Genomic DNA, 13,701 nt, shown 5'->3' with positions numbered 1-13,701 from the left:
GTTCCCGCAAAGCCGCGCTAGGTTATTCCAGCCGGTCAACCAGCCTTGACCGTCCACAGCTTCGCATAAGTCTCGCGCAGCGACCGCTTGTCGACCTTTTCCGTGCCCAGGCGCGGAAGCGGCTCGTGAACCTGCCAGAAACGCACGGGAATCTTGAACGGCGCGATGTGTTCGGCCAGGAAAACGCGCAGTTCCTCCTCGCTGGCCGAGCAACCGTCCTTGGCCAGATAGACCGCCACCGGCACTTCGCCATAGAGTTCGTCGGGCAGGCCAAACACGCTGGCCTCGGCGACGCAGGGATGCGCGTAAATCGCCCCTTCCACCTCGATGCACGAGATGTTCTCGCCACCGCGAATGATGATGTCCTTCTTGCGATCGACGATGAACAGATAGCCTTCGGGGTCGAGATAGCCGAGATCGCCGGTGCGGAAATAGCCGTCGGGCATGATCGCCTCGGCGGTCGCCTTGGGATTGTCCCAATACCCCAGGAAATTGCAGACGCTGCGAATCGAGACTTCGCCGATTTCGCCCTGCGGCCGCTGCTTGCCCGCGTCATCGAGGATGGCCAGATCAACCAGCGGGCGCGAGGCCGTGCCGGTGCTGTCGGGCTTGGCGAGATAGTTCTCGTTGAGATTGCCGCAGCCGACGCCATTGGTTTCGGTCAGGCCATAGCCGATGATCGGAAAGCCCTGCGGCAGCGCCTTGCGGATGCGTTCGACGTGCTCCACCGGGCGCGGCGCGCCGCCGGCGGCGAAGGTCACGCAGCTCGACAGGTCGTACTTGTCGCGATCGGGATGCGTGGCGATCTCGAAGCTCATCAGCGGCACGCCGACGAAATAGGTCACCTTCTCGCGCTCGATCAGGCGCATCGCCTCGGTCGCGTCCCACTTGGGCATCAGCACCAGCTTGCGGCCGAGCGCGAAGCTCTGGAGGAACACCGGAACCTCGCCCGTGACATGGAACAGCGGCACGTTGACCAGCGTCACCGGCTGCGCGCCCAGCGGAGGTGCCTCGCCCCGTTCGGTCATCAGGCCCAGCGCCATCACGCTCTGCGCCAGATAGTTCATCGTGCCCTGCACCACCCCGCGATGATCGGAATAGGCGCCCTTGGCATTGCCGGTGGAGCCGGAGGTGAACAGCACCGTCGCCAGATCGTCACCGCCCAGATCCGGCAAAGGCGTTTCGGCGCCGCCGCCCTGCGCCGTCAGCGCGGCCAGCCCCTGCAGCGGCGGGCAGTCGTGCTCCATCGGCAGCAGCGTCGCTCCGTGGTCCAGCCCCTCGAGCCGCGCCGCGCGGCCGGCGTCGGCGATGACCAGGCGGCACCCCACCAGCCGGATGCCGTGCGCCAGTTCCTCGCCGCTCCACCAGCCGTTGAGCAGCGTGACGCAGCCTCCCGCCATCACCACCGCCATGTAGGCCACGACCCAGCTTGCCGAATTGCGCGCGACGATGCCGATCCGCTCGCCTTTCTGCACGCCGTGGCCTTCCACCAACCCGCCGGCCACCACGCGCGCGGCAGCATATATCTGCGCGAACGTCAGCCGCTGTCCGCCATCGATGATGAATTCGCGATCGCCCTGCTGCGCGCAGAACAGCGCGAAATAGGCCGCCAGGCTGGGCGGGGCGGCGGCGATCATCGGCACCGTCCAGCCCGCGCGCTGGAACGGAACCGTGGCAAACATGCCGCCTTGGGCGGTCAGGGCATCCATGATCCGGGACAGATCCCGATCGAGCTGGCTCAGCATTGCTTTCGTTACTCTCCCAAGTGCGCGTGCCGCACGGCGCGGCCTTTTCATGTTTGTCAGGCATTCGCTGCCGTGCCAAAAGCCGGCGGCGAACCTGCCGGCGAAGACACAGACAGGTCCCTTTCTGCAACTTGTACGGAGTTCACTCCTTGCTGTCACTATCGGCGCTGTTACAGTCGGTTCCGCTGCTTGCGTCGGGTGCGATGGCCCTGCCCCACCAGCCACTGCACTGGGAAGACCTGGGCCTTTCCCCGATCGCCGTCGACCTCGGCTTCTTCACGATCAAGTGGTATTCGCTGGCCTATCTGGCGGGCATCCTGCTCGCCTACTGGCACCTTCTGCGCATGATCCGTTCGCCCGGCGCGCCGCTGGCGCAGCGCCATGCAGACGATCTGTTCTTCTACGCCACGCTGGGCGTGATCCTTGGCGGGCGGCTGGGCTATGCCACGTTCTACGCGCCGCGCATGTTCGCGGATCCGGGCGAACTGGTAAAGCTGTGGGAAGGCGGCATGAGCTTCCATGGCGGCATGATCGGCACGGTGCTGGCGATCGCGTGGGTTTCGTGGCGCAACAAGCTCAATTTCGTGCGGGTGTGCGATTACATCGCCGTCTGCGTGCCTTTCGGTCTGCTGTTCGGCCGCCTGGCCAACTTCGTGAACGGCGAGTTGTGGGGCCGCGTGACCACCTCCACGGTGCCCTGGGTCATGATCTTTCCCGGCGCCGGCCCCCAGCCGCGCCATCCCAGCCAGCTCTACGAGGCGCTGCTCGAAGGCCTGGTGCTGGCCGTGCTGCTGATCACGCTGTTCTGGAAGACCCGCGCGCGCTGGCGGCCGGGTCTGCTGGTCGGGCTGTTCACGCTGGGCTACGGCCTGTCGCGCTTCACCGTGGAATACTTCCGCGAACCGGACGCGCAGCTTGAGGAATTCGCCCGCAGCACCGGCTTCTCGATGGGCCAGTGGCTGACCATGCCGATGATGGCGGTGGGCCTGTTCTTCTTCATTCGCGCGCTGGTTCGCCCTCCGCTTTCGGCCCCGAAGCCGGCAACCGCGCCGGCCGCCACCGCGTGACCGGGGGGGCCACGACGGCCCGGGACGATCGTTCGCTCACCGCGACGTTCGCCCGCCTGATCGCCGCCACCGGGCCACTGAGCATCGCGCATTTCATGGCCGAATCGAACGCGCGCTATTACGATTCGCGCGATCCGCTGGGCCTCACGGGAGACTTCATCACCGCCCCGGAAATCAGCCAGATGTTCGGCGAACTGATCGGGTTGTGGCTGACGGACATCTGGACGCGCGCCGGCGCGCCATATCCCGTCCACTACGTCGAACTCGGCCCGGGCCGCGGCACGCTGGCGCGCGACGTGCTGCGCGTGATGCGACGACAGGGCATGGCACCCGCCGTGCATTTCGTGGAAGGCAGCACGGCGCTGCGCGCGATCCAGCGCGAACACCATCCCGATGCCAACTGGCACGACGATCTCTCCACCTTGCCCGCGGACGCGCCGCTGCTGATCGTCGCCAACGAGTTTCTCGATGCGCTGCCGGTGCATCAACTGGTGAAGACCGCCGCCGGCTGGCGCGAACGCCTGGTGGGGATGCACGAAGGCAGGCTGGCCCCGGTCGTGGGCGCGCGCCCCATGGATGCGGCGGTGGCGATGGGTGGCACCGTCTCCGCCGCGCTTGCCGCGCTGATCGCGGACGCGCCCGACGGCGCGATCCTCGAAAGCAGTCCCGCGTCTGCGGCGGCTGTGCGCGCGGTCGCGGAACGGCTGGCCGCGCAGGGCGGCGCGGCGCTGTTCATCGACTATGGCCACACCGCGCCGCGCCTTGGCAGCACGCTGCAGGCGGTGCGCGCGCACCGCAAGGTCGATGCTTTCGCCATGCCCGGCGAGGCTGACCTCACCGCGCACGTCGATTTCGCGGCGATGGCGGAAACCGCCGAAGCCGGCGGCGCGCGGTGGATGGGCACGGCGGAACAGGGCCACTGGCTCCACGCGCTCGGCATCGGCGCACGCGCGCAGGCGTTGGCGCGCTCGGCGCCGGCACAGGTCGCGACCCTCAACGCGGCGCTCGACCGACTGACCGGAGAATCGCAGATGGGCGCGCTTTTCAAGGTTATGGGGCTGGCGAACCCCGGCTGGCCTGCGGGCGCCGGTTTCGCGCGTTAGGCCGCGAATCCCCCTTCCGGGGTTCTTCCGGCGAAACCCTGCTCGCCCCCCTGCCCAAACCCTTGTGAATCCGCGCTTCCCGCAGGACCAAAATGCCTGTTGGCAAACTATCGCCTTTGCGTCTATCAGGCCCCCCAAGTGGGGGTTTGGTGCGCGCTGTTCGCGTGCGCCCGGCCCCTGTGCAAGGGGGATAAACCGGACGGTCCTTTCCCCGGGCACGTTCAAAGGGGCAAGTTGGACCGCGCCCGGTCCGCGGGCGCGGCGGCAGCAGGCAGGGAATTTCAATGGCTGATGAGGCGAGCATCGACACTCCGGCTGATGGTACCGGAGAAGGTGTGCGGCGGCGCGATTTCATCAATATCGCGGCCGTAAGTTTTGCGGGAGTGGGCGGCCTTGCCGCCGTCTGGCCGCTGGTGCGGCAGATGAGTCCGTCGGCGGACGTCCTGGCGGAAAGCTCCACGGAGATCGACATCTCGGCGATCCAGCCGGGACAGGCGATCAAGGCCGTGTTCCGCAAGCAGCCGGTGTTCCTCCGCAACCTGACCCCGAAGGAAATCTCGGAAGCGGACGCGGTCGACGCCTCGACGCTGCGCGATCCGCAGACGCTCGAGCAGCGCACCAAGGAAGGCCACAAGAACTGGCTGATCACCATGGGTGTCTGCACCCACCTGGGCTGCGTGCCGCTGGGCGCCGGCGAAGGCGAGGTGAAGGGCGAGTTCGGCGGTTACTTCTGCCCCTGCCACGGTTCGGTTTACGATACCGCGGCGCGCATCCGCAAAGGCCCGGCACCGAAGAATCTCGAAGTGCCTCCCTACGAATTCACTTCCGACACTGTCGTGAAGATCGGCTGAGGATAAGACCCGATGAGCTTTCCCTGGGCGAACCATTACAAGCCTAGCCACCCCTTCATGCAGTGGCTGGACGAGAAGCTGCCTTTGCCGCGCTTCGTCTACAACGCCGTCGGCGCCGGTTATCCGGTGCCGCGCAACCTGAACTATTTCTGGAACTTCGGCATCCTGGCAGGCGTCTGCCTGATGCTCCAGATCGTCACCGGCGTGATCCTGGCGATGCACTATGCCGCCAACACCGGCGTGGCGTTCGATTCCACCGAACACATCATGCGTGACGTGAACTGGGGCTGGATGCTGCGCTACGCGCACGCCAACGGTGCCTCGGCGTTCTTCGTCGTGGTCTATGTCCACATCTTCCGCGGGTTTTTCTTCAGCTCGTACAAGGCCCCGCGCGAGATGATCTGGCTGCTGGGCGTGGTGATTTTCCTGCTGATGATGGCCACCGCCTTCATGGGCTACGTGCTGCCCTGGGGCCAGATGAGCTTCTGGGGCGCCAAGGTCATCACCGGCCTGTTCGGCGCGATCCCGCTGGTGGGCGAACCGCTGCAGCAGTGGCTGCTCGGCGGCTTCTCGCCCGATCAGGCGGCGCTGAACCGCTTCTTCTCGCTGCACTTCCTGCTGCCCTTCGTGATCCTGGGCGTGGTGATCCTGCACGTGTGGGCGCTGCACATCCCCGGTTCGTCGAACCCGACGGGCGTGGAAGTGAAGAGCGAGAGCGACACCGTTCCCTTCCACCCGTACTACACGGCGAAGGACGGCTTCGGACTGGGCGTGTTCCTGCTGCTCTACTGCGCGGTGCTGTTCTTCGCACCGAACGCGTTGGGCCACCCGGACAACTACATTCCGGCAAACCCGATGAGCACCCCGGCGCACATCGTGCCCGAATGGTACTTCTGGCCGTTCTACGCGATCCTGCGCGCCTTCACGTCGGACTTCTTCTTCATCCCGGCCAAGCTGATGGGCGTGCTCGCCATGTTCAGCGCGATCCTGGTGTGGTTCTTCCTGCCCTGGCTGGATACCTCGCCGGTCCGTTCGGGCCTGTACCGTCCGCTGTTCCGCAAGTTCTTCTACGTCCTGCTCGTGGACGTGCTGATCCTGGGATACTGCGGCGGCGCGCCGGCCGCGGAACCCTACGTGATGATCTCGCAGATCGCCGCGACGTACTACTTCCTGCACTTCCTCGTCATTCTCCCGCTCGTTTCGTCGATCGAGAAGCCCGAACCGCTTCCCTATTCGATCACCGAAGCCGTGCTGGGCAAGGATGACGGCGCCGTGCTGTCCGCCAACCCCGCTGCCTGAGCCAGCCGAACCGGAAAGAACGAGAGAACCCCTATGGTCCGTCTTTTTGGCCCCTTCGTCGGCCTTTTCTTCGCCGTCGCGCTGCTCTGGTCGTTCGGTAATGGCGCCTATGTCGCCATCACCGAGCCGGCGGCCCCGACAGCCGAGCACGAGTTCCACAAGCACCCCAAGGAAGTGCATTTCGCCAGCGATGGCGCGTTCGGCCGCTTCAACAAGGAACAGCTGCAGCGCGGCTTCCTGGTTTACAAGGAAGTGTGCTCGGCCTGCCACTCGCTCAAGCACGTCGCGTTCCGCGATCTCCAGCAGCTCGGCTATTCGGAAGCCGAAGTGAAGGCGATCGCCAAGCAGTGGGGCACCAAGCAGCCGACCTTCGACCCGAAGACCGGCGACCGTGGCGAGCGTGACAACCTGCCCGCCGATCACTTCCCGATGGTCTACTACGCCGGCCAGGGCAGCCCGCCCGACCTGTCGCTGATCACCAAGGCGCGTCACGAAGGGCCGGCCTATGTGTACTCGCTGCTGACCGGCTACCAGGACCAGCCCGCGGAACTCCTCAAGAAGTTCCCGGACGCCAAGACGCCGGAAGGGCTGCACTACAACCCGTACTTCGCCAACCTGAACCTGGCGATGCCCGCGCCGCTGACCGGCGATGGCCAGGTGACCTACAGCGATGGCACGCCGGCGACGGTCGACCAGATGTCCAAGGACGTCGCGGCGTTCCTGATCTGGACAGCGGAACCCAAGCTGGACAAGCGCAAGCAGACCGGCTGGGCCGTGCTGGGCTTCCTGCTGGCGGCCACCGTGCTGGCCTATCTGTCCAAGAAGCAGGTCTGGAGCAACGTGGGCGGACATTGATCGCCCGCCGCTTGCCAGACGCGAGAAGGCCACCGGAAACGGTGGCCTTTTTCGTTGGCGCACGGCCGCCGCAACGCCATGGTGCGCCGCGCCCATCGCGCCGAAATTCCCGCAACCTCTCCTCGAAAGTTTCCCGATGACGCCCGACGATCTCAAGATGCTTGTCCGGTCGGTTCCCGATTTCCCCTCCCCCGGCATCCTGTTTCGCGACATCACCACGCTGATTGCCCATGGCGAAGGGCTTAGCGCCTGCGTGGATCACCTGGCCGAACGCGCCCGCGCGGCAGACGCGGAACTGATTGCCGGCATGGAAGCGCGCGGCTTCATCTTCGGCGCGGCGGTGGCGGCGCGCATGGGCGTGGGCTTCCTGCCGGTACGCAAGCCGGGCAAGCTGCCGGTCAAGACGATCGGCATCGACTATGCGCTGGAATACGGGCGCGACCGGCTGGAAATCGATCCCACGGTCATCCGCGAAGGCCAGCGCGTGGTCATCGTGGACGATCTGATCGCCACCGGCGGCACGGCGCTGGCCGCCGCCGAACTGCTGCGCCAGGCAGGCGCGGCGGTGCGGCACGCGCTGTTCGTGATCGACCTGCCCGATCTCCACGGCGCCGAACGGCTGCGCGGTGCCGGCCTGACCGTGGATGCCCTGATGGATTTTCCCGGGCACTGAAACGCGAAAGCCCCGCTCTCCGGCGAGAGCGGGGCCTTTGTGCCTTACCGCCTATTCCGGCGGTCAGTCGACCAGCATCAGCGCGTCGAGCGCCACGACGCCTTCGCCCACCGGGTGCAGGATCACCGGATTGAGATCGATCTCGCGGATCGCGGGCTCGGCGCGCAGCACCTGCCCCACGGTGACGATCAGGCGCGCGAGCGCCGCCACGTCCAGCGCGGGCGATCCGCGATAGCCCTGGAGCAGCGCCGCGCTCTTCAGCTTCATCAGTTCGGCCACGACCGCTTCCTCGGTCAGATCGGCGGTCAGCAGGCGCACGTCCTGCAGGATCTCCGCCGTCACGCCGCCGAAGCCGGCCAGCACCACCGGCCCCCATTCGGGATCGTTCTTGGCGCCGACGATCATTTCCAGCCCGCGCTTGCCCATCGCCTCGATCAGCACGCCGTCCAGCCGGATCGCCGCCGAATAGGCCGCGACGTTATCGTGGATGCGCTCCCACGCCGCGCGCACCGCGGCGCCGTCGGCCAGGTTGAGCAGCACGCCGCCGGCGTCGCTCTTATGCCCCAGCGCGGCGGCCTGTGCCTTCATCGCCACCGGATAACCGACCGCGTCGGCGGCCGCGACCGCCTCGTCCGCGCTCGCCGCGAAACGACCGGCGGGGAACGGCAGGCCCAGCGGCCCCAGCAGTTCCTTGGCCTTGTATTCCGGCACCACGCCCGAAACCGCGTCCAGACCCGCCAGCGGCAGGGCCGGCTTGTCCGTGGCCGAAAGATCGCGCGCGGACCAGTGGGTCAGGCGCGCGATGGCGCGCAGCGCGCGTTCGGTGGTCGGGAACCAGGGGATGCCGGCGGCCCGCAACGCGGCGATGCGCTCGGCCGGCACATCCGCCCCTTCGTCCAGCCCGGCGAAGACCAGCGGCTTGGTCAGCGTCTTGCCGTCCACCGCCGCCAGGATCGGCGGGTACTTGATCGCGCAGGTGATCGGCTCGGCCTGGATGATCCCGGCCAGCACGGTGCCGACGCGGTCGTCCGCCAGCAGCGCTTCCAGCGTGCGGGTATAGATCGACGGTTCGGACAGCCCCTGCGCGGTGATGTCGAGCGGGTTGCTCACCGGCACGAAGGGCGGCAGCGCGGCGCGCAGGGCCGGCGAATCCGCGTCGTGCAGATCGGCCAGCGGCAGTTCCAGTTCCTCGGCCAGATCGAGCGTCAGCGCCTTGAACGCGCCCGATTCGCCCAGCACGGCCGTGTTGCCGGAGGGCGGCACGGGGCAGCGCACGGCAATCTCGGCAATGTCACCCAGTTCTTCCAGCGTTTCGGCGAAGATCACGCCAGCGCGCGAAACCATCGCCCGCATCAGCTTGTAGTCGCCCGCCATCGCGCCGGTATGCGTGGCGGCGGATTCGCGCGCCGCGCTCGACTTGCCGGGGTGCAGCAGGACGATCGGCTTGCCCGCCGCTCGCGCCCGTCGCGCCGCCGCCAGGAAGCGTTGCGGCTTGCGGAACTGTTCGACGATCATCGCGATCACATGGGTGTCGGGCTGATCGACCATCCAGTCGACATAGTCCTCCACGCCGCTCGCCGCCTCGTTGCCGGTCGATACCGAATAGGACACGCCGGCATCGCGCGCGAGCAGCATGGTCCCCAGCACCGCCGCCATCGCGCCGGATTGCGAGACGATGCCGATCGCGCGGCGATCGCCCGGCGGCACGGCGTTGGTTTCCACGAAGGTCAGCGGCACGCGATCGACATAGTTGACGAGGCCCAGGCAGTTCGGCCCTTCGACCACCAGCCCCGCCTCCTGCGCGATCCGGGCGATCTCGTGCTGTTCGGCCAGCCCTTCCTCACCCCCTTCGGCGAATCCGGCGGAGAAGATCACCACGCCGCCGGCCTTGCGCGCCGCCAGCCCGCGCACCGCATCCAGCACGCCCGCGCGCGGAATGGCGAGCACCGCCACGTCCACACCCTCCGGCAGCGCATCGACCGAGGGATAGCACCGCAGCCCCATGATCTCCTCGCGCTTCGGGTTCACCGGATAGATCGCGCCGGAATAGCCGTTGTTCGCCAGGTTGGTGAGCAGCGTGGCGCCCAGCGCGCCCGGCTTGTCGGACGCCCCCACCACCGCAACCGAACGCGGGCGCAGGAAACGGTCAAGGGCGGCGTGCGAGAGATTCGCGTCAGTCATGACATCCTCCGAAATTAGCTATGTTCTATAACAATATTCGGAGGCGCGTAAAGGCGGAACTCAGGCCGGATGCCAGTCGAACACCAGTTCGCCTTCACGGAAGGCGAAGCGGTTCAGGTGATCGGCAACCACCTTCTGCATCCGCGCCACGTCGCCGCCCTCGGCAACGATGCAGGTCACGGTAAGCGCCGTCTCGTCCGCGACAAGATCGACGGGGCCGAGCGGCAGCGGCACGCGCCCCTGATGCGCATCGAAGGTAACGTCGAACTTGTGGCTCCAGTGCTTGCACAACTGCTGGAGATAGCGGCTGGCGCTGGCGGTGGGCACGATGGCGCGGGTTACGGACATGAAGAAAGCCTCGCTTGTTAAGATGGCTCAAAGATATATCTTTATCGCCAGGATACAAGGGGGCCGGCGCTTCGCCCGGTTTGCCAATACGCCGGTTGACGCCGCCGCCCCGCCGTGGCAATCGGCCCGTATCAGGGCGGCGACAGCGGTCGCTGCCGCGATCAAGAGCACGACGCTTGATTGCGCGGGTATAGCACAATGGTAGTGCAGCAGCCTTCCAAGCTGAATACGCGGGTTCGATTCCCGCTACCCGCTCCATTTCTCGATCTCAGAACATCCCCAACAGCTTTACAAACCGCTGAAATCTGCGGTATTTTTCGGGTCATCCGGCTCGTGAAATCTCGCCTCATGCCATGGAAGCCCAGGCAAAAGTGGGGCCTTTCTCGAAAATAGCGGGCCAAAAAATGCACGAGGCCCCCAAGAGTGGGGGCCTCGCCATCGAAGGCCTGATCTATGTCATTGACTGATATAGCAATTCGCCGAGCCAAGACGCGCGATAAGCCCTATAAGCTTTACGATGAGCTGGGCCTCTTCCTAGTGATCTCCCCATCTGGCTCGCGACTCTGGCGAATGAAGTTCCGTCACGGCGGATCTGAGAAAAAACTGAGCTTTGGCGCTTACCCTCATGTGAGCCTGCGCGACGCGCGAAAAATGCGCGATGACGCTCGCGACCTGATTGCAGACGGCAAGGACCCTGCGCTTGAGAGGCAACGCGAGAAGCTCAGGGCGGGCGCACTGGCCGAAAACACCTTCACCAGCATCGCCAACGAATATTGCCGCAAGCGGCGCCGCGACGGTGACAGGGCCTGGGCACCGGCTACCGCTGCGCGCTGCGAATATCTCCTGAGCCTGCTGGACAACTCCATCGGCAAAATGCCGATCCATGAGATCGAGCCCATCGATGCCCTCGCCGCGATCCGCAAGATCGAGAAGCGGGGCAAGCTGGAAAGCGCGCGGCGAACCTTGCAACTGGCCAGCGCCGTGTTCCGCTATGCCGTAGCCACGGCCCGCCTGCGGTCCGACCCAACACGTGACCTGCGCGGGGCGCTGATGACCCCCACGGTCACGCATTACGGGGCGGTCACCGATGCCAGTGAGGTCGGCGACCTGCTCAGGGCTATCGAGGGCTACGAGGGCCAGGGTATGACAAAATGGGCGCTGCAACTGGCACCACACGTCTTCGTGCGCCCCGGTGAGCTTCGTCATGCGCGATGGGATGAGATCGACTTCGACGCCGCACTATGGACGATCCCGGCCGGGAAGATGAAGATGCGCAAGGCGCACCACGTGCCGCTCTCGCGCCAGTCGATCGCGATCCTGCAGGAAATCCGCTCGATCACCGGATCGTCTGGCTATGTTTTGCCGTCTATGCGATCCCGAACGCGGCCGATGTCGGAGAACACCCTCAACGCCGCCCTACGCCGCATGGGCTATGCCACCAATGAAATGACCGCGCATGGCTTCCGGGCGATGGCGAGCACTCTTCTCAACGAGTCGGGCAAGTGGTCGTCCGACGCTATCGAGCGAGCGCTGGCGCATGGCGACGGGGACAAGGTGCGCGCGGCCTACCATCGCGGCGCCCATTGGAAGGAGCGCGTCGCGATGGCGCAATGGTGGTCCGATCTCCTGGATTCGATGAGGAGTGGTGCCACCATCCTGCCGTTCCCGGGGGCGAAGGCTGGCTAGCCGGTCGGGATCCATTGGATTGCCTTCTAGTCCTGTTTTGCGTCCAGGACTGGAGTCGACCAAAAGGGGACGTTGCAGGACTCGGAGGCCCACCACGCGAGCCGCCAATTTGGGCATTGCGCCGCGATCGCCGCGAGAGACCCCGTTCAGTCGTTCAAATCGGCTTCTCGAAACCTTCCGTTCGTTTATCAAGCTCTCAGGACGGACGGACCGACCAACCAGATCTGGGACATTTTGCGCGGTCCGGTTTGGAGAAACGACAGTCAAAGGTCGACATCTCGAGCGCAATGCGTAACGACGGCTTAGCGCCCCAACTGACGCCGTTCGAGCGATCCAGCTTCGATCCTAAAATTGGACGTCCGGTTCGAAAAGCCGTATGATCGAGATCGCCATTGTGGCCTCCCACCACCCTTGCAGCTGTTTACACAATCGCATGAACGCCGATTGGCAGTCCTGCAAAGACGCGCCAAGATGAGACTTGATGAGCGAGGCCTCGGACCTACCCGTTAATCTCGACAGCCTGACGCCGGAGCTACGCCCCTATATCGAGGAAGCTCTCAAAGGCGGCGCGAGCTTCGTGTCTGACCTCGGTGACGAGCTATCGGGCAAGGCCGCTGGCGGGCTGACCTCGCTGGGCGTCAACGCGGCAACCTCGATCGTGAAGGCGATCCGAAATCGGCGGCGCCGATCCAAGGCCTGGCATCAGCTTGAAAACAGTTGGCGCGACGCGTCGGACGACTCGTCGCGGGAAGCAGCTATTCGCGCATTTCTTGCAGAAGATCCGCGTTTCGCATCCTCGCTTGAGATGTTGCTCATCCGCCGAGACTTCGTCCGAGCAATGCTCCTTGCCTGCCAGCGGCTGCCGTTCGTCGAACTGCTTGATACCGAACGTCAGCTTTCCGAGGTCTATGTGCCTGCGGCGCTGAGGCGGGCGGAAGCCGAGGACGAGCAGTCTCTCGGAAGCGCGGACCTCATTGAAGAGATTCTGAGCACGGACGATGGCCAATATCTGATTGAGGGGCCAGCAGGCAGCGGCAAGTCCGTCCTGGCTCGCCACCTCGTCGCCACTGCATGCCACAAGCTATTGGACGGGCGACAGGTCGTCGCCTTCGACCAGTTTCGGCTGCCGGTGTATGTTTCGGCTCGGGATCTTGGCGCGGGAGACTTTACTAGCGCTGTGGACAGAGCGGTTGAGGCGACCTTGGGACCACTTGGCATCGCACCACTGCCCGAACGTTTCTTCGTTCCTTACGCGCAGAACGGGCATAGGCGATGGCTGATCGTCCTCGACGGCCTGGATGAGGTCGATGACCCACGCGCTCGGACCGCGCTATGGGACGCGATCACCCGAATGCACGGGAATTCGGGAAATGCGTTCCGCTTTGTCGTCACTGCACGTGTTGGAACAATCAGCTCGGTGCCTGAGACCGTCTCGCGATGGTCGATCGAGCCGCTCTCGCCAGGAGCCTCCGAAGCGATGGCCGAGAGGTACGCTCGCGGTGCCCAGCGGAAAGCTCTCAAGAAGTACGTGCAGCGCCCCGAATTTCGTGACATCGCGCGCGTTCCGCTGCTGCTAGCGATCGCCGCATCACTCTTCGACCATGATGCCACTTTCTCGGCGCAACGCGACAAGCTTCTCGAAGCATATGTCGATCATCTGCTCGACAAGGCGCATCTTAGGGAGCCCGCGCGCCGGGTGGCGGCCGTCGCATTGCTTGGGCGGGTTGCGCTTACTCCGAAGGCAAGCGCCAGCGACATCATCAAGGTGTTGATTTCCGCTGAGAGTTGACCCGGGATTTCCATCGAGAAGTGACCCGGGTGGGTAATATGTCCCGCGATACGGGCGGTGGGTCAAGCGGGTGATTTTTCCTTTCTGGATTTGGGTGCTGCCGA

General features: G+C 65.3%; 11 protein-coding genes and 1 tRNA gene. 9 read left to right on the top strand and 3 right to left on the bottom strand.

Features of this window, described 5'->3' with window-relative positions:
- Positions 1-35: 35 nt before the first annotated feature.
- A complete protein-coding gene (locus EH199_RS14445) occupies positions 36-1,745 on the bottom strand; it encodes a class I adenylate-forming enzyme family protein (RefSeq protein ID WP_124810004.1) in 1,710 nt (569 codons plus the stop codon).
- 203 nt (positions 1,746-1,948) lie between these two features.
- Between EH199_RS14445 and lgt the strand changes: the two genes are divergently transcribed.
- The 6 genes from lgt (at position 1,949) to EH199_RS14415 (ending at position 7,593) form a co-directional block, all read left to right on the top strand.
- Positions 1,949-2,812 carry a prolipoprotein diacylglyceryl transferase gene (gene lgt, locus EH199_RS14440; RefSeq protein WP_124810057.1) on the top strand — a complete coding sequence of 288 codons (864 nt, stop codon included), beginning with the start codon at positions 1,949-1,951 and terminating at the stop codon, positions 2,810-2,812.
- On the top strand, positions 2,809-3,915 hold the full coding sequence (locus EH199_RS14435) for a class I SAM-dependent methyltransferase (protein ID WP_223806695.1): 1,107 nt from the start codon (positions 2,809-2,811) through the stop codon (positions 3,913-3,915). Before lgt ends, EH199_RS14435 begins: the two co-directional genes overlap by 4 nt.
- Before the next feature lie 284 nt (positions 3,916-4,199).
- Positions 4,200-4,766, top strand: a complete 567-nt coding sequence (gene petA, locus EH199_RS14430) for a ubiquinol-cytochrome c reductase iron-sulfur subunit (RefSeq protein ID WP_124810003.1) — start codon at positions 4,200-4,202, stop codon at positions 4,764-4,766.
- Between the two features lie 12 nt (positions 4,767-4,778).
- Positions 4,779-6,065 carry a cytochrome b/b6 gene (locus EH199_RS14425; protein WP_124810002.1) on the top strand — a complete coding sequence of 429 codons (1,287 nt, stop codon included), beginning with the start codon at positions 4,779-4,781 and terminating at the stop codon, positions 6,063-6,065.
- A 33-nt stretch (positions 6,066-6,098) separates the two neighbouring features.
- A complete protein-coding gene (locus tag EH199_RS14420) occupies positions 6,099-6,920 on the top strand; it encodes a cytochrome c1 (RefSeq protein ID WP_124810001.1) in 822 nt (273 codons plus the stop codon).
- A 136-nt stretch (positions 6,921-7,056) separates the two neighbouring features.
- Entirely contained in the window at positions 7,057-7,593 is a 537-nt protein-coding gene (locus EH199_RS14415; protein WP_124810000.1) for an adenine phosphoribosyltransferase, read from the top strand.
- A 63-nt stretch (positions 7,594-7,656) separates the two neighbouring features.
- Here EH199_RS14415 and EH199_RS14410 read toward each other — a convergent pair whose 3' ends face one another.
- Positions 7,657-9,774 (bottom strand): acetate--CoA ligase family protein, encoded by a 2,118-nt coding sequence (locus tag EH199_RS14410; RefSeq protein WP_124809999.1) that lies wholly within the window; start codon positions 9,772-9,774, stop codon positions 7,657-7,659.
- 60 nt (positions 9,775-9,834) lie between these two features.
- On the bottom strand, positions 9,835-10,122 hold the full coding sequence (locus tag EH199_RS14405; RefSeq protein ID WP_124809998.1) for a DUF2218 domain-containing protein: 288 nt from the start codon (positions 10,120-10,122) through the stop codon (positions 9,835-9,837).
- A gap of 184 nt (positions 10,123-10,306) precedes the next feature.
- Here EH199_RS14405 and EH199_RS14400 point away from each other — a divergent pair.
- The 3 genes from EH199_RS14400 to EH199_RS14390 all read left to right on the top strand — a co-directional run bounded on the left by EH199_RS14400 (position 10,307) and on the right by EH199_RS14390 (position 13,597).
- Positions 10,307-10,380 (top strand) — tRNA-Gly (locus tag EH199_RS14400).
- 195 nt (positions 10,381-10,575) lie between these two features.
- Positions 10,576-11,808, top strand: a complete 1,233-nt coding sequence (locus tag EH199_RS14395; protein ID WP_124809997.1) for an integrase arm-type DNA-binding domain-containing protein — start codon at positions 10,576-10,578, stop codon at positions 11,806-11,808.
- A 481-nt stretch (positions 11,809-12,289) separates the two neighbouring features.
- Positions 12,290-13,597 carry an NACHT domain-containing NTPase gene (locus EH199_RS14390; RefSeq protein ID WP_124809996.1) on the top strand — a complete coding sequence of 436 codons (1,308 nt, stop codon included), beginning with the start codon at positions 12,290-12,292 and terminating at the stop codon, positions 13,595-13,597.
- Positions 13,598-13,701 lie beyond the last annotated feature (104 nt).

It is taken from the genome of Novosphingobium sp. LASN5T, from assembly GCF_003856955.1.
In the GTDB taxonomy this organism is placed as follows: domain Bacteria; phylum Pseudomonadota; class Alphaproteobacteria; order Sphingomonadales; family Sphingomonadaceae; genus Novosphingobium.
The sequence above is the reverse complement of the archived record's forward strand: the minus strand, read 5'-3'. Positions and strand labels throughout refer to the sequence as shown.